Raw genomic sequence first — 18,205 nt, forward strand, 5'->3', positions numbered from 1 at the left:
CTTGCTGGACGGCACTGGCAGCGGAGTTCCCCTGCCAGTTGGTTTCACACGTTGGATTCTTATTCTCCGGGCCCAGGGGTACTCGCGCGACTCCTGCGCCCCTCATACCACGGTGGAGATGCTGATGCTCGACGACGTCGCGGAAGCGGTGCTGCGCACGCTGCGCGGGCCCGGCCGGCCTCCGGAGCGGCTGCTGCTCACCGGCTGGTTCAGCTTCCGGGACGGGGAGGCGACGGCCGGGGACGTGCTCGCGCAGCGGCACATGTCGGCCGCGCTGACCAGGGCGGGCATCCCGCACGAGACGGCGTGGAGCCCCGGCTTCCGGCCCGGTGAGCTGTCGCTGGAGACGGCCGACCCGGAGGCGTACGACACCCTGCTGTTCGTGTGCGGTCCGGTGCACGGGCGCCAAGTGGCCGCTCTGCATGGCAGGTTCAGGTCCTGCACACGACTGGCGGCCGGGGTGTCGGTGGTCGATCCGGCGGATCCGGCGGCCACCGGTTTCCACCGGATCGTCGCCCGGGACGGTACCGCCGACCCGGCCCGGCGCGATCTCGCGGCCGACGCCCCGGCGGACCCGCTGCCGCCCGTGGCCGGGGTGGTGCTCTCGCACGGTCAGGGTGAGTACGGGGCGCGGCGCCGGCACGCGGAGGTGAACGAGCGGATCACCGGCTGGCTGGCCGGCAAGGACTGCGCGCGGGTGCCGGCCGACACCCGGCTGGCCGGCGACGACTGGCGGCTGTGCGCCACCGCCGAGCAGTTCCTCGCCCTCGTGGGCCGCTTCGACCTGGTCGTCACCACCCGGCTGCACGGACTGGTGCTGGGCTTGCGCACCGGCGTCCCGGTGATCGCGGTCGACCCGGTGGCCGGCGGTGCCAAGGTCAGCGCCCAGGCCCGTGCCCTGGGCTGGCCGGCGCTGGTCACGGCGGACGCGCTGACTCCGGGCATCCTGGACCACTGGTGGGAGTGGGCGCTGTCCGGAGCGGGCCGAACGGCCGCCGCCTGCCACTCGATGCGCTGACCGGGCGCGGCGGGCCGTGTAGCGCGCCCGGCCCGGGGCACTCGGCGCGGGGACGGCCGGCCGTTCACGGGCCGCCGCGTTTCACGCAGGAGGTAACGACCATGGGTCACGGCGGAAACGTCATCCAGGAGCTGACCACGGACCACCGCGAGGTCGAGGAGATCTTCGGCCGCATCGAGGCGCTGCCGCCCGGCTCCCAGGAACGCAAGAACCTCTGCGACCAGGCCACGATCGAGCTGGTCCGCCACTCGGTCGCGGAGGAGGCCTACCTCTACCCGGCGGTGCGCCAGCACCTGACGGGCGGGGACGCCTTGGCCGACAAGGAACTCGAGGACCACGCCAAGGCCGAACAGATCATGAAGGACCTGGAGGGCTGCCAGGCGGACGACCCGCGGTTCGACTCGCTGATGGCTCAGCTGATGAGCGAGATCCGGTCCCATGTGACGGACGAGGAGCAGAACCTCTTCCCGCAGCTGGAGACGGCCTGCCCCGCGGACGCGCTGATGGACCTCGGCGACAAGGTCCGCCGGGCGAAGAAGATGGCACCCACCCGTCCGCACCCGTCGGCACCCGACAAGCCCCCGGCCAACAAGCTGCTGGCACCGGGAGCCGGTCTGGTCGACCGGATGCGCGACGCGCTGACGGGGCGGGGCAAGGAGAGCCAGGGCTGAGGGAGGACGGCGCCGCCCGGTCCTGTGAGGGCCGGGCGGCGTCGGCTGGGCGAACGTCAAGCGTCCGGGCTCGTCTCGCCTCAGAGCCACGCCTGAGAGCCACGGTTGCTCGTCTTTCACAGCCACGGTTCCGTGCCACGCGGCGCCCGGGCACCGGTACGAGGACGGGTGCGGGCCGCCCGGCACAGCAGCCGGAACGCCTGGAAGAGGGTCAGCGGCCACAGCAGCGCGAAGCACCACAGCAGCGCGGGGTCCGAGGTGCGGATGCCCGTGACGGCGACGAACACCGAAGCGACCGCCAGCAGCAGCACCGCGACCGGCAGCCAGACCTCGCGCCGGGTGTCGCCCATGCGGCGCGCGAACCGCCGGTCCCGCCGCAGGTCCACCTCGATCCGCAACAGCGCCAGCCGCTCGCGCGGTGACAGCCGTACCTCGTCGCGCATCTCCCACATCTCCCACTCGTCCACGGCAACGGCTCCTCCTCCGCCGGTCGGCGGCATCCGGGCTCCGGACCACCGAGTTCCCCGGTCCGCGCGGCCGATGCGGTGGCGCGGCGGGCCGGACGGAGAAGCGGGTGAGGGGGCAGGTGGAGGAAACTCCACCCGGGGACCGGTGGCCACCCTGAATGAAAGACGGCCCCCGCACGGTCCACGATGGAGCCGGTTCAGCCCCCGTACTTCCGGTCGCCCGCCCCGTCGTCCGCCCCACGAGGAGCCACCGTGCCCAAGTCCACCGAGGTCCAGCCGGCCCAGGAACACGCGATGTGGCCCTGGGTGGTCGTCGCGGCCGTCGTGGCCGGCGTGCTCATCGTCCTCGTCAACGTGCTGCTGCCGGCCTGAGCCGGTTCGTTGCCCGGAGCGCCTGTTCTGCGAGACGGGTCGAAGTACCGCATAGTGAACACAGCTCTCGCGCCAGGTCGGCTGGGGAGGACCGGGGCTGCTCGTACCACGCCTTCGGCCCCCGGGACCGCCGCGACGACGCTGAGCGGCCGGCACGGCTAGGACCGGCCCCCCGGAAGCGACGCGCCCGGCGGCGCGCAAAGGAGGCTGTATGTCGTCCCACGACCCGGCAGTGCTCGACTGCCCCTTCGACTTCGCCGACGCGCTGGAGTACGATCCGGCGCTGGACTCGTTGGCGCGGCGCGGCCCGGTCAGCCGGATCCGGTTGCCCTACGGCGAGGCGGAGGCGTGGCTGGTGACCAGCTTCGCCGGCGTGCGTCAGGTGACGTGCGATCCCAGGTTCAGCCGAGCGGCGATCGTCGGACGCGACTATCCGCGGATGACGCCCGAGCCCATCGTGTCACCGGAATCGATCAACGTGACGGACCCTCCGCACGCCACCCGGCTGCGGCACGTGGCGGCCCAGGCGTTCACCCGGGAGCGGGTGGCGGCCATGCGGCCGGCCGTGGACCGGGTGGTGGCCGGGCTGCTGACGGCGATGGACGAGGCGGGGCCGCCCGCTGACCTGGTCACCCATCTGTCGGTACCGCTGCCCCACCTGACGATCTGCGAGCTTCTCGCCGTCCCCGAGGCCGACCGCGACCAGCTGCGTGCGCACACCATGCGACTGCTGGCCACCTCGCCGGACGCCCGGCAGGACGCGGCCGACGCCAAGGCCTGTCTGCGGACGTACTTCGCCGAACTGATCCCGGCCCGGCGGAGCACACCGGGCGAGGACCTGCTCAGCACGCTGGCCACCGCCCCGGTGCCGGAGGGCGAGGAGCCCCTGAGCGACGACGAGTTGGCGGTCCTGGCGGTGACGCTGATCCTCAGCGGCAACGACACCGCGACCTGCCAGATCAGCAACATCGCCTATCTGCTGCTGACCCGGCCCGAGGAGATGGCCGCGCTCGCGCGCGACCCCGAGCGGTTCCCCGGCGCGCTGGAGGAGCTGCTGCGGTTCATCCCGTTCCGCAAGGGCGTGGGCATCCCGCGGATCGCGCTGGAGGACGCGGAGATCGAGGGCACCCCGATCCGCGCGGGCGACTACGTGCACGTGTCGTATCTGGCGGCCAACCGCGACCCTGCCGTCTTCCCCGACCCGCACAAGCTCGACCTGGAACGGCCGGTGCACCCGCACATGACCTTCGGCTGGGGCGGGCACCACTGCCTCGCGGCACCGCTCGCACGGGCGGAGCTGGACAGCGCGGTCTCCGGCCTGCTGGCCCGCTTCCCCAAGCTGCGCCTCGACGTATCCCCCGACGACATCGAGTGGGACACCGGCACCATCCGCCGCTTCCCCCTGAGCCTGCCGGTCACCTGGTAGAGCCGGATCGAGCCGCCCGGACGGCCCAACCGGCCTGCCCCGGTCGCCCGGACGGCTGCGGCTCACGTCTCCACCGAGTGGGTGCCTTCCGGGCTGCCGGGCGGTGTCCTGCCGTCGCGGACGGCACCGGCCTTCTAGCCTCGGCGGCATGCTGGGGCTTCCTGCTCACGTCCGTGCCTGCCTGTTCGATCTCGACGGGGTGCTCACCCAGACCGCGAAAGTGCACGCGGCCGCCTGGAAGGAGATGTTCGACGGCTATCTCCGCGAGCGCGCGACCCGGGAGGGGACCGCGTTCGTGCCCTTCGACGCGGTCGACGACTACGACGAGTACGTGGACGGGCGCCCCCGTGAGGACGGGGTGCGCACGTTCCTCGCCTCGCGCGGGATGGGCCTGCCCGAGGGTTCGCCGGACGACCCGCCGGAGGCGGAGACCGTGAACGGACTGGGCAACCGGAAGAACAACCTGGTCCTGCGGCGCATCCGCGAGGACGGGGTGGAGCCTTACGAGGGCTCGGTCCGTTTCGTGCACGCCGTGCGGGATGCCGGGCTGCGCTGCGCGGTGGTGTCGTCCAGCGCCAACTGCCGGGACGTCCTGGTGGCGGCCGGGATCGAGGAGCTGTTCGACGAGCGGATCGACGGCATCGTGGCACGCGAGCGTCGTCTACGTGGCAAACCCGCCCCGGACACCTACCTGGAGGCGGCCCGCGGGCTGGGCGTGGAACCGGACGAGGCGGCCGTGTTCGAGGACGCCCTGGCCGGCGTCGAGGCGGGCCGGGCGGGACGGTTCGGCGTGGTCGTGGGCGTCGACCGGGTGGGCCAGGCGGAGCAACTGCGGGCGCACGGGGCCGATGTCGTGGTCCGGGACCTGGCCGAGCTTCTGGAGTCGCGGTGATCACTCATCCCAGCTTCACGGTCGAGCCGTGGTGCCTGCGCGAGACCGAGCTGAATCTCGATGTGCTCGCCCAGAGCGAATCGGTGTTCGCGCTGTCCAACGGGCACGTCGGATGGCGCGGGAACCTCGACGAGGGAGAGCCGCACGGACTGCCCGGCGCCTACCTGAACGGCGTCTACGAGCGGCACCCGCTGCCGTACGCGGAAGCGGGCTACGGGTATCCCGAGTCCGGCCAGACGATGATCAATGTCACCGACGGCAAGATCATCCGGCTGCTCGTGGACGACCACCCGTGCGATCTGCGCTACGGCCGGCTGCTGGCGCACGAACGGGTCCTGGACTTCCGCTCCGGTGTGCTCAGCCGGACCGCGCGGTGGACCTCGCCCGGCGGCCGTACGGTCCGCATCACCTCCCACCGGCTCGTGTCCTTCACCCAGCGGGCGGTGGCCGCGGTGGTGTACGAGGTGGAGCCGGTCGACGGCCCGACCACGGTGGCCGTGCAGTCCGAACTCGTCGCCAACGAACAGCTGCCCCGCTTCCAGGGCGACCCGCGTGTCGCCGCGGCGACCGAGTCCCCGCTGGTGTCCGAGGAGCACTTCGCGCAGGACACCCGGCTACGGCTCGTGCACTGCACCGGCGCCAGCAGGCTGCGGGTGGGAGCGGCGGCCGACCATCTCGTCGAGGGGCCCGAGAGCACCAAGCGGACGGCACAGAGCGAGCCCGACGTCAGCCGGCTGACGGTGACCGCGGACCTGGTGCCGGGACAGCCGCTGCGGCTGGTCAAGTTCGTGGCCCACGGCTGGTCCGGTGAACGGTCGCTGCCGGCCGTGCACGATCAGGTGGACGGGGCGGTCGCGGCCGCCGTCAGCACCGGCTGGGACGGGCTGGTCGCCGCCCAGCGGGGGTACCTCGACCGTTTCTGGGCGGGCGCGGACGTCGAGGTGGAGGGTGACGCGCAGATCCAGCAGGCGGTGCGGTTCGCCCTCTTCCATGTGCTCCAGGCCGCGGCCCGCGGCGAGAACCGGGCGATCCCCGCGAAGGGCCTGACCGGAACCGGGTACGACGGGCACTCCTTCTGGGACACCGAGTCCTATGTGCTGCCCGTGCTGACGTTCACCGCCCCGGAGACCGTCGCCTCGGCGCTGCGCTGGCGGCACCGGACGCTGCCGGCCGCGCGGGAACGCGCGCGCCAACTCGGGCTGTCCGGGGCGACGTTCCCCTGGCGGACCATCGACGGCGCCGAGTGCTCCGCCTACTGGCCCGCCGGGACGGCCGCCTTCCACGTCAACGCCGACATCGCCATGGCCGCCGTGCGGTACGTCATGGTGACCGGGGACGAGGAGTTCGAGCGCGCCGAGGGGTTCGATCTCCTCGTGGACACCGCCCGGCTGTGGCGCTCCCTCGGTCACCACGACGCGGAAGGCGTCTTCCACATCGACGGGGTCACCGGTCCCGACGAGTACAGCGCCTTCGCCCGGGACAACCTGTACACGAACCTGATGGCCCGCCACAACCTGATGGCCGCCGCGGACATGGCGGTACGCCATCCCGACCGGGCCGCGGAACTCGGTGTCAACGACGAGGAGGCCGCGATGTGGCGGGACGCGGCGGCCCGCATGGCGCTGCCGTACAACGACTCGCTCGGTGTCCACGAACAGTCGGCCGGCTTCACGTCCTTCCAGCGCTGGGACTTCGAGGCGACCCCGCCCGAGAACTACCCGCTGCTGCTGCACTACCCCTACTTCGACCTGTACCGCAAACAGGTCGTGAAGCAGGCCGACCTGGTGCTGGCGATGATGGAGTGCCCGCACGTCTTCACCGAGGAGCAGAAGGCGCGCAACTTCGCCTACTACGAGGCGCTGACCGTCCGCGACTCCTCCCTCTCGGCGTCCTGTCAGGCGGTGCTCGCCGCCGAGACCGGCCATCTGCGCCTGGCCTACGCCTACCTCGGTGAGGCCGCGCTGATGGACCTGGACGACCTCGAGCACAACACCCGTGACGGGCTGCACATCGCCTCCCTCGCCGGCACCTGGATCGCCCTCGTCGCGGGCTTCGGGGGGATGCGCCGGTACCTCGGCGATGACGGAAGGCCGGAACAGCTGTCGTTCACCCCGCGCCTGCCGGAAGCGCTGTCCAGGGTGGCCTTCACCGTGCTGGTACGCGGCCGGAGACTGAAGGTCGACATCAACCGGTCCCACGCGCGCTATCGGCTGGTGGAGGGCGAACCACTGGTCGTACTGCACCACGGAGAGCTGACGACCCTGACCACCGACGAGCCGGTCGACCGGCCGATGCCCCCCGCGCCCGCGCGCCCGGAGCCTCAGCAGCCGCCGGGCCGCCGTCCGGTGGGCGTGCCCACCGGGGACGAGGACCGGGCGGAGACACTCGAGTAGCACGGCGCAGAACAGACCGGTGAGGGGGCAGCCGCGATGGACGCCGCCGGGCGGCGGCGCATCGACCTGGAGGGCGCTCCCGAGACACCTGCTTCGGCGTGGTGCGGCCCGTGCCGCGGCGGCTGCCGGGGGCCCGCGACTTCCGGCCGGCCATGGCCGCCCTGGCCCGGTTCGGCCCCGCCGCCCCGATCGCGCGGCGGGCACCCTCGGCCGACCGGCCGCTACTGACCGTGAAGCAGCGCGGTCGCAGGTGACCTTCGCCGCCGCAAGGTCGATACTTCCAGTAGACGGGACGGGCGGCTTCCTCGATCGGGCGGCCGTCAGCACCTGACGTCCCGTCACCGTAGTCAGCATGGAGTCAGCGACAGCCCCGCCACCACCCGTCTCCGACCGCACCGAACCGCCCACGTCAAGAACCGCCCTCAACGCCGGTGACCTGCGAAGACGCGGGTCCTGGGCGCAAGCGCCAAGCTCACGAGGAGATACGCATGAAGATGCTGATCAACGTCCCGGAGACCGTCGTGGCGGACGCGCTGCGCGGTTTGGCCGCCGCGTATCCGGACCTGAACGTGGACGTGGAGAACCGGGTGATCGCCCGCCGTGACGCCCCCGTGGCCGGGCAGGTCGCCCTGGTGTCGGGCGGCGGCTCGGGGCACGAGCCGCTGCACGGCGGGTTCGTCGGTCCGGGCATGCTGTCCGCCGCCTGCCCCGGAGAGGTGTTCACCTCGCCGGTGCCCGACCAGATGGCGCGTGCCGCGGCGGCCGTGGACAGCGGCGCCGGAGTGCTGTTCGTGGTGAAGAACTACACCGGCGACGTGCTCAACTTCGACATGGCGACCGAGCTGGCCGAGGACGAGGGCATCCAGGTCGCCAAGGTGCTCGTCGACGACGACGTGGCGGTCACCGACAGCCTCTACACGGCCGGCCGGCGGGGCACCGGCGCGACGCTCTTCGTGGAGAAGATCGCGGGCGCCGCCGCGGCCGAGGGGCAGCCGCTGGAGCGCGTGGAGGCCATCGGCCGCCAGGTCAACGAGAACTCCCGCAGCTTCGGCGTGGCCCTGAGCGCCGTAACGACCCCGGCGAAGGGCAGCCCGACCTTCGATCTGCCGGACGGGGAGCTGGAGTTGGGCATCGGCATCCACGGCGAGCCGGGCCGCGAGCGGCGCCCGATGATGACCTCCGGGGAGATCGCCGACTTCGCGGTCAACGCCATCCTGGAGGACATGCCGCCGCGCAGCCCGGTCCTGGTGCTGGTCAACGGCATGGGCGCGACGCCGCTGCTGGAACTGTACGGCTTCAACGCGGAGGTGCAGCGGGTGCTCCGGGAACGCGGTGTCGCCGTGGCCCGTACCCTCGTCGGCAACTACGTGACCTCGCTGGACATGGCGGGCGCCTCGGTGACGCTGTGCCAGGCCGACGAGGAACTGCTGCGGCTGTGGGACGCGCCGGTGAAGACCCCGGCGCTGCGCTGGGGGATGTGATCCGGCGCAGCACCCGGCGACCGATCCCGGCCCAACGGCCGACAGCCCTACCACGCAAGGAGATCCAGTGCTCGACGCCGATTTCTTCCGTCGTTGGATGACGACGGCCGCCGCGTCCGTCGGCCGCGAGGCGGAACGGCTCACCGCCCTCGACTCGGCCATCGGGGACGCGGACCACGGCAGCAATCTGCAACGCGGGTTCACGGCCGTGACGGCCGCCCTGGAGAAGGAGGCACCGGACACCCCGGGTGCCGTCCTGACGCTCGCCGGGCGGCAGTTGATCTCGACGGTCGGCGGTGCGTCCGGACCGCTGTACGGCACCCTGCTGCGCCGGACCGGCAAGGCGCTCGGCGATGCCGCCGAGGTCGGCGAGGAGCAGCTGGCCTCGGCGCTGCGCGCGGGCGTGGAGGGGGTGATGGCGCTCGGCGGGGCGGCACCCGGCGACAAGACCATGATCGACGCCCTGGTGCCGGCCGTGGACGCGCTCGGGGCCGGGTTCGCCGCCGCGCGGGCCGCCGCGGAGGAGGGCGCGCAGGCCACCACGCCGTTGCAGGCCCGCAAGGGGCGGGCGAGCTATCTGGGCGAGCGCAGCATCGGCCACCAGGACCCGGGGGCGACCTCGTCGGCGCTGCTGATCGCCGCGCTGGCCGACACGGCGGAGGCGGAGCAGTGAGTGAGGAGAAGCTGGTCGGAATCGTGCTGGTGTCACACAGCGCGGAGGTGGCCGCCTCGGTCGCCGAGCTGGCCAAGGGTCTGGCGGGCGGAGCGACCGCGGTGCCGGTGGCCCCGGCGGGCGGCACCGAGGGCGGCGGGCTCGGCACCAGCGCCGAGCTGATCTCCGCCGCGGCGGCCTCGGTGGACCGGGGGGCCGGGGTGGCGGTCCTCACCGACCTGGGCAGCGCGGTGCTCACGGTGAAGGCGCTGCTCGCCGAGGGCGACGAACTGCCGGACGGCACGCGCCTGGTGGACGCGCCGTTCGTGGAGGGCGCGGTGGCCGCCGTGGTCACCTCCGCCGCGGGGGCCGACCTGGACGCGGTGGAGGCCGCGGCGGCGGAGGCGTACAGCTACCGGAAGGTGTGACGCCGGGGTGCCCGGCCCGGTCAGTGACCGGGCCGGGCTTCCCTGAGCGGGCCGGCCACCGGCAGTCGGTCGAGGCTTCCCGGACCGAACCGACGCCTGGAGGCACGGGCTGCCCTCCGGGCCGACCCCTGGACGCGCGCGGTGCCCGGTCCGGGCTGACCAGTGGCGCGTTCAGGTTTCCCGGACGGGGCCGGCCAGTCGCGGTCGGCTCGGGCTTCCCCTACCGGGACGGCGCCTGTGAGCGCGGGGTGCTTCGTCCGGACTGGCCAGTGGCGCGTTCAGGATTCCCGGACCGAGCCGGCCAGTCGCAGTCGCAGTCGCAGTCGGCTCAGGCTTCCCATCCCAAGGCGACGCCTGTGAGCGCGGGGTGCCCCGTCCGGACTGGCCAGTGGCGCGTTCCGGCTTCCGGGACGGGGCCGGCCAGTGGTCGCCAAGGTTTCCCGGAGCGGGGCGACCCCTGATCGGCGGGGTTCGCGGACCGGGGCGACCTCTGATCGGCGGGATTCCCGGGGCGCGGACCCGGGCCGGAGTGGTGACGGTCTGGGGTGCCCCGGGCCGGCCGGTCGTCGTTCGCGAGGAACTGTCTGGCCAGCCGCTCCCCCGTCGCCACCGCCGCCGCTTGGTCCTCGATCGGCGTGACCCGGGAGTCCCGGAAGACGATGTAGGTCACGTCGTCGGGCGCCCCGCCGGTGAGCGGGTCCGGGTCGATACCGAGGCCCTGGGCGGTGGCGTAGGAGGCCTCGCCGATGAGGTCGCTCGGGCCGGTGTCGCCGACGACGGCGTACTGCACCCGGTCGCCGTGGATGACGGCCGCCACGGAGCCGCCCTCGACGCCGTGCGCACGGTAGTCCCAGCGGGAACTCGGCGCGGGAACCACGATGTAGGGCAGCGTCTCCGCGTTCAGATGGCGGCCGTCGGACTGCTGGAAGGCCGTGGTGGGGGCGAACAGGGGGTCGGTCTGGAAGTTGCAGTGGGTGGTCGGCCGGCCGTCGCAGTCGACGTCCAGGTCGGCCTTCCAGAAGACGGCTTCGCGGGTGCCGCAGACGGGGACGGTCGCGGGGCTGCCGGCGTCGGTGCGGTACCGGCCCCGGGAGAGCTCGGTGCACGCGCCGGTCCGGGCCAGCAGGTCGGCGGCGGTGACCCCGCCCTCGTCCCGGGCCGCGGGCCGCTCTCGGGGCGGAACGGCGGTGGCCGGGGCGGGCAGCGCCGCCGGGGCGATCAGGGCGGCGCCGGCCGCGGCCAGGATCAGCGACGGGACACGCACGATGAGGGACCCTCTCGTCGGGGACAAGGCGGACATCCAGCACACTGTGGTGCGGCTCCGGGCGCATGGCCACGGGGGCCGCCGCGAAGGGGCCGGATGGAGCACGCTTCTGACACTCCATAAGGGGACACTGAGCGCGATCGCGGGGCTCGGCGGAGACAACAGGGGCCGGGGATCCGGACCGGGTACCGACCCGGATCCCCCGGCCACCCGCGCCGGCGCGGGATCGGCGACGACAGCGTGTCCGCGCCACAGGCATGAACTTCCCTGCCCTCTTGGGTAGTTCAGCCGTAGGGACGCTCAGCATACGTAACGTCCGGGGATGGTCACCAATGCGGCCCCCTTGCTGTGGCCGCACCGGCGGGGCCATATTGGTCCGGACCTTTACGTGATGCCGAGGCCGTCCGGGGGAGGCAGAGCCGTGCGACGCGTTCCCGTTCCGCTCGTACTGGTCTGCGGGTCGCTGCTGCTGGTCGCGTCCTGCGGCTGGAGCCGGGCCGACGACGGCGACGGCGGCGAAGGCCGGGTGCCCGGCGCCCCCGCCGGGGTCACCGCCGCGGCGGGCAGCGCCACGAGCGTGCACGTGATGTGGAACGCGGCACCGGACGGCTCCGGTGTCCGCACCTACGAGGTCTATCGCGGCCCCACCAAGGTGGCGAAAGTACCGGGTTCGCAGCACATGGTGGACGTCACCAGGCTCAGGCCGTCCACCATGTACGCCTTCACCGTGCGGGCCCGGGACGACGCGGGCAGGCTGGGCCCGCCGAGCCGGGCGGTGCGGGCCCGGACGCCGGCCGCGGTGGCGGCGGACCATTCGGCACCGACGCGGCCGCCGACGACCACCGGGCGGGCCGTGGGCAGCCGCGCGGTCCAGCTGTCCTGGGGCGCGTCCCGGGACGACCGGGGCGTGCTGTCGTACGACGTCTACCAGGGCGGGGTGAAGATCCACAGCGTCGGCGGGAACCAGACCGCCACCGTCGTCACCGGCCTGCGACCCGGCAGTCATTACGTCTTCACCGTCCGGGCCCGGGACGCCGCCGACAACCTCTCCCCCGCCGGCGCACCGGTCCGCCTCACCACGCCGGGCAGCGACGACGGCCGGAACACCGCTCCCACCGGGTTCACCGCCGCCACCCACCGCTCCGGCAAGGCCTACTCCATCGACCTGGCCTGGGACCCGCCGCGCACGGACGGGGTGATCACCGAGTACCAGATCCAACTGGACCGCACCGCGACCACCTCCCTCGTCTGGGGCGGCACACCACCGCGAGGCCGGGCACGCCACAGCTTCTACGTGGGCACCGCCGCCGGGGAAGAACACGGGGTACGACTGCGAGCCCGACTGCCGGACGGCACCTGGGGCGGCTGGTCGCCGGAGCGGACGGTGACCACGGGGGGCTGACCGGGAAAGGGGCCGGGGAAACAACGGACGACTGACAGCCGACCGACGCATACGGCCCGAGGCGATCCCGGGCAGCCGACCCGACGCAACCGGCCGGCATGACCACGGACGGCTGCCCGGCGCGCTCCCCCACCGTGACCACGAGCAGCCGATCGGGCGTACGCCGCCATCCTGACCACGAGCAGCCAACCCGACGCGGCCCCGCCACCTTCACCAGGAGCCGCCGACCCAGCGCGCCGGGGCGGCGGCGTCGCGTGCGCCGGGTGGAGGAATGCGTCACCCGATCGGGTCCGTCCGCATGCGGGTGGGCCCGGGGACGCGTTGGCTGCGGTTCAGGCAGCACGGACGTTTCCCGACCCTCGGCGGCGCATGGGACGTACCGCCGGCCGTGCCGCCGGAGGCCAGCCCATGCACACCTCGCGACTTCTGCTCCGATCCGGCCTGACCCTGGCGGCCGCCGCCCTCCCGGCCGCGCTCGCCGGGCCGTCCGCCGCGGTCTCGGGCATCTCCGTCAGCACCAGCGGCACCACGGTGTCCGTGGTCACCAGCGCCTGCACCCAGATCAACGGCACCTGGGGTACCGCCGCCCTGCTCACCAGCCGGCAGGCGAACTTCGCCCAGGGCCGGCAGGTGGCCCTGTCCGGCACGTCCGTCAGCCAGTCCGCGGCCTGGACGGGGGTGAGCCCGGGGACGTACACCGTGGTGGTGGTCTGCTCCAGCGGCAGCACCGCGGGCAGCCAGTCGGTGATCGTGTCCGCGTCCGCGTCCGCACCCGCGGCCGTGCCCACGCCCGCCCCCGCGAGGCCGACGATCTCCTCGACGTCCAGCCCGGCACCGTCCCGGGGCGTGATGGGCGGGTTCGGCGGCGCCGCCCGCGACTACGGTCCGCTGACCCTGGGCGTCGGCGGGACCCTGGTCGGCGCCGGGGTCGTCGCCACGGCCTGGATTCTGCGCCGCCGCTCGAAGCCGTACCGACTCTGAGCGGTCGTCACAGCCGTACCGGCGCTGAGCGGCCCTCAGTCGGCGTCCGGCAGGTCGGCGAACTCCGCCAGGGCGTGCGTGAGCCACTGGGTCCAGAAGGTCTCCAGGTCGATGCCCGCCCGCAGGACCAGGTGGCGCAGCCGGTCCTCCGGGGCGTCCCGGTCCGGCGGGAAGTCCCGCTTCTCGATCTCCTGGTACTCGGCCAACTGCCGCCGGTGCAGGTCCAGATGGCGGCGCAGATCGGCCTCCAGACCCGTGGTGCCGACCACGGCCGCCGCGCGGAGCCGCAGCAGGAGCGGGTCCCGCATGGTCTTCGGGTCCTGCGCGGCGGCGGTCCAGCGGGCCAGTTCGGCGCGGCCCGCGGGCAGGACCTCGTAGCTCTTCTTCTGCCCGCGGGCCGGCTGCGCGGCCGGCAGCGTGCGGATGAAGCCCTCGGCCTCCAGTTTCCCCAGCTCGCGATAGATCTGCTGGTGCGTCGCGGACCAGAAGTAGCCGATCGACTTGTCGAACCGGCGGGTCAGCTCCAGCCCCGACGACGGCTTTTCCAGCAGGGCGGTGAGGATCGCGTGCGGGAGTGACATGGGCTCATCCTAGGGACGCGCGCGCGGGCCCCTACAGCGCCGCCGCCAGCTCCGTGCCCTGCTTGATCGCCCGCTTGGCGTCCAGCTCGGCCGCGACATCGGCGCCGCCGATCAGGTGCGCGCTGCGCCCGGCGGCCACCAGCGTCTCGTACAGCTCCCGGCGCGGCTCCTGGCCGGTGCAGAGCACCACCGTGTCGACCTCCAGGACCGTGCTCTCCTCGCCGACGGTGATGTGCAGCCCGGTGTCGTCGATCCGGTCGTAGCGCACGCCCGGCACCATGGTCACGCCCCGGTGCTTCAGCTCGGTGCGGTGGATCCAGCCGGTGGTCTTGCCGAGTCCGGCGCCGACCTTGCTGGTCTTGCGCTGGAGCAGGTGGACCTGGCGGGGCGGTGCGGGCCGCTCCGGGGCGGCGAGCCCGCCCGGCGCCCGGTAGGTCATGTCCACGCCCCAGTGGCGGAAGTACGTCTCCGGGTCCTCGTTCGCCTTGTCGCCGCCGTCGGTGAGGAACTCGGCGACGTCGAAGCCGATGCCGCCGGCGCCGAGGACGGCGACGCGGTCGCCGACGGGGGCGTTGTCGCGCAGCACGTCGAGGTAGCCGAGGACGCGGGGGTGGTCGACGCCGGGGATGTCGGGGGTGCGTGGGGTGACGCCGGTGGCGACGACGACCTCGTCGTAGTCGGCCACGGTCCCGGCGGTGACCCAGGTGTCGAGGCGTACGTCGACGCCGTGGGCGTCGAGCTGGTGGCGGAAGTAGCGCAGCGTCTCGTCGAACTCCTGCTTGCCGGGCACCTTGCGGGCGACGTTGAGCTGTCCGCCGATCTCGCTGGCGGCGTCGAAGAGGGTGACCTCGTGGCCGCGTTCGGCGGCGCTCACCGCACAGGCCAGGCCGGCCGGTCCCGCGCCGACGACGGCGACGCGCTTCTTCAGCCGGGTCGGCGCGAGGACCAGCTCGGTCTCGTGGCAGGCGCGCGGGTTGACCAGACAGGAGGTGATCTGCCCGCTGAAGGTGTGGTCGAGGCAGGCCTGGTTGCAGCCGATGCAGGTGTTGATGGCCTCCGGGGTGCCGGCGGCGGCCTTGGCGACGAAGTCGGGGTCGGCGAGCATCGGCCGGGCCATGGAGACCATGTCGGCGCAGCCCTCGGCCAGCAGCTCCTCGGCGAGTTCCGGGGTGTTGATGCGGTTGGTCGTCACCAGGGGCACGGAGACCTCACCCATGAGCTTCTTGGTGACCCAGGTGTAGGCGCCGCGCGGCACGGAGGTGGCGATGGTGGGGATGCGGGCCTCGTGCCAGCCGATGCCGGTGTTGATGATCGTGGCCCCGGCGGCCTCGACGGCCTTGCCGAGCGCGATCACCTCGTCCAGCGAGGAGCCGCCCGGGACCAGGTCCAGCATGGACAGCCGGTAGATGACGATGAAGTCCTCGCCGACGGCCTCGCGCACCCGCTGGACGATCTCGACGGGGAACCGCGTCCGGTTCTCGTACGAGCCGCCCCAGCGGTCCGTGCGCCGGTTGGTCTGCGCGGCGATGAACTCGTTGATCAGATAGCCCTCGGAGCCCATGATCTCGACGCCGTCGTAGCCGGCCTGCCGGGCGAGGCGGGCGGCGCGGGCGTAGTCCTCGATGGTCCGCTCGACGTCGGCGTCGCTCAGCTCGCGGGGCACGAAGGGGCTGATGGGCGCCTGGAGCGGGCTCGGCGCGACGAGGTCCTGGTGGTAGGCGTAGCGGCCGAAGTGCAGGATCTGCATCGCGATCCGGCCGCCCTCGCGGTGCACGGCCTCGGTGACGGTCCGGTGCCGCTCGGCTTCGGCCTCGGTGGTGAGCATGGCCCCGCCCTCGTACGGCCGGCCCTCCTCGTTGGGCGCGATGCCGCCGGTGACGATGAGCCCCACGCCCCCGCGCGCGCGGGCCGCGTAGAACGCCGCCATCCGCTCGAAGCCGCGCTCGGCCTCCTCCAGGCCGACGTGCATCGAGCCCATGAGCACGCGGTTGGGCAGCGTGGTGAAGCCCAGGTCGAGCGGGGTCATCAGGTGCGGGTAACGGCTCATCGGGCCCTCCGTACGCGGTGTCGTCACCCCTTGTTGTAGAGGAAGCCCCCGCCTTTATGCAACTAGTTGCACAACCAGCCGAGGGTGACACCGGCCACCTCTGTACCTACTAGTATGTACACCCACTGGACCGATGGACCCAGCGCGGTGAACCAGCGCGGTGAACCCGAAAGGACGCTCCTGACGCCCTTCGTCCGCATCGACACGCTCGGCACCGACCCCGCCCGCCTCGACGCGCTCGGCCAGGCCGTCCAGGACGCCCTGGTGGAGACGCTCGGCGTGCCGCCCGAGGACCGCTTCCAGGTGCTGACCGGCCACGACGGCGTCACCAGCACTCTGCGCTACGGCGACTACCCCGGTGTGCGCCGGGACGACGCGGTGGTGTTCGTCGCGATCACGTTGCGCGCCGGGCGCGGCGCCGACCGCAAGCGGGCGGTGTACCGGCGGATCGCCGAGCTGGTGCACGAGCGCACCGGCACCGAGCCGCGCAACGTACTGGTGACGCTGACCGAGAACGGCGACGCCGACTGGTCCTTCGGCCACGGCCTGGCGCAGTACGCCCCGGCCGGCGAGGAGCCGGCCGGGGCGTTGCGCGAGGGCTTCAGCAGTTGACGCGACTTCAGCCATTTGGCGCGACTTCAGCGGCTGACGCCACTTCAGTGGCCGAAGCGGCTCAGCGGCCGAAGCGCTTCAGCGGCTTTCCAGGCGCAGGTGCAGGTCCCGCTCCTGGTCGCCGGAGGCCGTGCAGGTCTCCTGCACGGTGAACATCGAGTCCAGGGTGCTGCGGAACCGGTCCACCGCCCAGTAGCTGCCCTGCACGTCCGCCTGGACGGCCGAGTCGAGGTGGACCGGCGGGCAGCCCCCGCCCCGGGCGTCCGAGACGTCGTACGTGCCGAGCCACACCATCGGACGTGTCTCGTGGAGTTGCTGCGGAACCTCTTCGGGCGCCCGGTCGGAGGCGAAGCAGGCGCTGAGCGCTTCGAAGACGAGCCGGGCGTCGTCCTTGGAATAGCCGCTGATCTCCACCGAGACGGTTTCCGGATGCGACCGCTCCGTGTCTGCCATGATCGCTCCTTTCGTGGCCGCGCTGCGGTGGAACGGGGTACCCCGCCGAACCGCATCCATCCTCAGCAAAGCACCACCGGCCGCCGGGCACACCTCAGCCGCGGGAGAACTTGTACGTCTTGCTGTCCGTCAGCACGCAGAAGCCCGGCGAGACCACGATCACGCGCAGGGTGCCGCTCCGGCGGTCGTAGTCGATGCCCTCCGCCTCGAAGGTGCCCGAGCAGGAGCTGCGCAGCGGCAGCTGCCGCAGGGCCGTGACATGGCCGGAGACGTCCGCCGTGCCGTTCGGCGCGGCCGACAGGTCGATCTGGAGCAGCGGCTTGGTGAGGCCGAACAGGCTGCCCTCCGGGTCGTCGGAGGAGCACAGCAGGGTGGTCGGGCCGGAGAAGTCGCAGCCCTGGACGTCACGGACGGCGTGGTCCAGGCGGACGGTGGAGGCCTGCGGGAGGTTCGCCGAGGGCGAGGTGGCCGGGTTGACGCCCGGGGTCGGGAAGACCAGCAGCCGGGTCATCGTGCCCCACTCCCCGGACAGCATCCACTGGCCGTCGGGCGAGATCGCGACCCACGAGTTGTTCAGCGCCTCGCCCGCGCTCAGCGTGTGGACGTACTCCGACCAGGCGCCGCCGGGCGCCTGTACGCGGAACATCTTGGAGTTGCCGGAGTCCTGCTGGTAGGGCTCGATGTAGTAGCCGTTGTACGAGGCGTCGGGGTCGCCGACGTGGTTCCAGCCGCGGCTGGAGACGCCGAGGGGGATGGTGCCGATGCCGGTGTAGCGGTTGGGGCTGTTCGCCGGGACCTCCACCGAGGTCAGCCCCTGGCTCTCGGTCAGCGGGTCGGCGCGGTCGGAGCCGGTCTCGGTCCAGATGTCGGCCGCCCCGGCGGGCGTGGCTGCGGCGAGCGACACGACGGCGGCTGTGGCGAGGGTGACGAGTCCGGCGAGAACTGCGTGACAACGTTGCCGGGCGGACGCGGGCATGGCCGACTCCTCTGACAGGGGTGAGGACCCAGGGTGAGCGGGCGGGGACACTCGGTCGGCGGACAGTCTGGCGTGGCGTCGTGGTCATG

Annotated in this window: 16 protein-coding genes and 1 pseudogene; 11 read left to right on the forward strand and 6 right to left on the reverse strand. The window is 72.9% G+C overall.

The window, feature by feature from the left end:
* Positions 1-124 precede the first annotated feature (124 nt).
* Both ACZ4WH_RS04270 and ACZ4WH_RS04275 read left to right on the forward strand, forming a co-directional pair.
* On the forward strand, positions 125-1,018 hold the full coding sequence (locus ACZ4WH_RS04270; RefSeq protein ID WP_468176922.1) for a polysaccharide pyruvyl transferase family protein: 894 nt from the start codon (positions 125-127) through the stop codon (positions 1,016-1,018).
* Between the two features lie 101 nt (positions 1,019-1,119).
* Positions 1,120-1,689 (forward strand): hemerythrin domain-containing protein, encoded by a 570-nt coding sequence (locus ACZ4WH_RS04275; protein ID WP_468176430.1) that lies wholly within the window; start codon positions 1,120-1,122, stop codon positions 1,687-1,689.
* Between the two features lie 116 nt (positions 1,690-1,805).
* Here the strand turns inward: ACZ4WH_RS04275 and ACZ4WH_RS04280 are convergent, their stop codons facing one another.
* Positions 1,806-2,156, reverse strand: a complete 351-nt coding sequence (locus tag ACZ4WH_RS04280) for a DUF3040 domain-containing protein (protein ID WP_468176431.1) — start codon at positions 2,154-2,156, stop codon at positions 1,806-1,808.
* 583 nt (positions 2,157-2,739) lie between these two features.
* Between ACZ4WH_RS04280 and ACZ4WH_RS04285 the strand changes: the two genes are divergently transcribed.
* From ACZ4WH_RS04285 to ACZ4WH_RS04310, 6 genes are all read left to right on the forward strand, one after another.
* Positions 2,740-3,954, forward strand: a complete 1,215-nt coding sequence (locus tag ACZ4WH_RS04285; RefSeq protein WP_468176433.1) for a cytochrome P450 — start codon at positions 2,740-2,742, stop codon at positions 3,952-3,954.
* A 148-nt stretch (positions 3,955-4,102) separates the two neighbouring features.
* Positions 4,103-4,846 carry a beta-phosphoglucomutase family hydrolase gene (locus ACZ4WH_RS04290; protein WP_468176435.1) on the forward strand — a complete coding sequence of 248 codons (744 nt, stop codon included), beginning with the start codon at positions 4,103-4,105 and terminating at the stop codon, positions 4,844-4,846.
* Positions 4,843-7,239 carry a glycoside hydrolase family 65 protein gene (locus ACZ4WH_RS04295; RefSeq protein WP_468176437.1) on the forward strand — a complete coding sequence of 799 codons (2,397 nt, stop codon included), beginning with the start codon at positions 4,843-4,845 and terminating at the stop codon, positions 7,237-7,239. Before ACZ4WH_RS04290 ends, ACZ4WH_RS04295 begins: the two co-directional genes overlap by 4 nt.
* Positions 7,240-7,727: 488 nt before the next feature.
* Entirely contained in the window at positions 7,728-8,720 is a 993-nt protein-coding gene (gene dhaK / locus ACZ4WH_RS04300) for a dihydroxyacetone kinase subunit DhaK (RefSeq protein ID WP_468176439.1), read from the forward strand.
* Positions 8,721-8,787: 67 nt separating this feature from the next.
* Positions 8,788-9,393, forward strand: coding sequence for a dihydroxyacetone kinase subunit DhaL (gene dhaL / locus ACZ4WH_RS04305; RefSeq protein ID WP_468176441.1), 606 nt, complete (start codon positions 8,788-8,790; stop codon positions 9,391-9,393).
* Positions 9,390-9,800 carry a PTS-dependent dihydroxyacetone kinase phosphotransferase subunit DhaM gene (locus ACZ4WH_RS04310; protein WP_468176443.1) on the forward strand — a complete coding sequence of 137 codons (411 nt, stop codon included), beginning with the start codon at positions 9,390-9,392 and terminating at the stop codon, positions 9,798-9,800. Before dhaL ends, ACZ4WH_RS04310 begins: the two co-directional genes overlap by 4 nt.
* A 565-nt stretch (positions 9,801-10,365) precedes the next feature.
* On the opposite strand, the pseudogene ACZ4WH_RS04315 reads toward ACZ4WH_RS04310, so the two are convergent.
* Positions 10,366-11,064 (reverse strand): annotated as a pseudogene (locus ACZ4WH_RS04315) (glycoside hydrolase family 75 protein); the annotation flags it as partial.
* A 421-nt stretch (positions 11,065-11,485) separates the two neighbouring features.
* On the opposite strand from ACZ4WH_RS04315, the gene ACZ4WH_RS04320 reads away from it, so the two are divergent.
* Entirely contained in the window at positions 11,486-12,466 is a 981-nt protein-coding gene (locus tag ACZ4WH_RS04320) for a fibronectin type III domain-containing protein (RefSeq protein WP_468176445.1), read from the forward strand.
* 408 nt (positions 12,467-12,874) lie between these two features.
* Complete coding sequence (locus tag ACZ4WH_RS04325) at positions 12,875-13,447, forward strand: hypothetical protein (RefSeq protein WP_468176924.1); 573 nt, start codon at positions 12,875-12,877, stop codon at positions 13,445-13,447.
* 35 nt (positions 13,448-13,482) lie between these two features.
* Here ACZ4WH_RS04325 and ACZ4WH_RS04330 read toward each other — a convergent pair whose 3' ends face one another.
* Together ACZ4WH_RS04330 and ACZ4WH_RS04335 are read right to left on the reverse strand one after the other, a co-directional pair.
* Positions 13,483-14,028 (reverse strand): PadR family transcriptional regulator, encoded by a 546-nt coding sequence (locus tag ACZ4WH_RS04330; RefSeq protein ID WP_468176447.1) that lies wholly within the window; start codon positions 14,026-14,028, stop codon positions 13,483-13,485.
* A gap of 31 nt (positions 14,029-14,059) precedes the next feature.
* A complete protein-coding gene (locus ACZ4WH_RS04335; protein ID WP_468176449.1) occupies positions 14,060-16,075 on the reverse strand; it encodes an NADPH-dependent 2,4-dienoyl-CoA reductase in 2,016 nt (671 codons plus the stop codon).
* A gap of 147 nt (positions 16,076-16,222) precedes the next feature.
* Here ACZ4WH_RS04335 and ACZ4WH_RS04340 point away from each other — a divergent pair, with 147 nt between their 5' ends.
* Positions 16,223-16,687, forward strand: a complete 465-nt coding sequence (locus ACZ4WH_RS04340) for a tautomerase family protein (protein ID WP_468176451.1) — start codon at positions 16,223-16,225, stop codon at positions 16,685-16,687.
* A gap of 78 nt (positions 16,688-16,765) precedes the next feature.
* On the opposite strand, the gene ACZ4WH_RS04345 is transcribed toward ACZ4WH_RS04340, so the two are convergent.
* Positions 16,766-17,140 carry a hypothetical protein gene (locus tag ACZ4WH_RS04345; protein WP_468176453.1) on the reverse strand — a complete coding sequence of 125 codons (375 nt, stop codon included), beginning with the start codon at positions 17,138-17,140 and terminating at the stop codon, positions 16,766-16,768.
* Between the two features lie 94 nt (positions 17,141-17,234).
* A complete protein-coding gene (locus ACZ4WH_RS04350) occupies positions 17,235-18,116 on the reverse strand; it encodes a hypothetical protein (RefSeq protein WP_468176455.1) in 882 nt (293 codons plus the stop codon).
* Between the last annotated feature and the right edge of the window lie 89 nt (positions 18,117-18,205).

This window comes from Streptomyces sp. NPDC029138, from assembly GCF_055564375.1.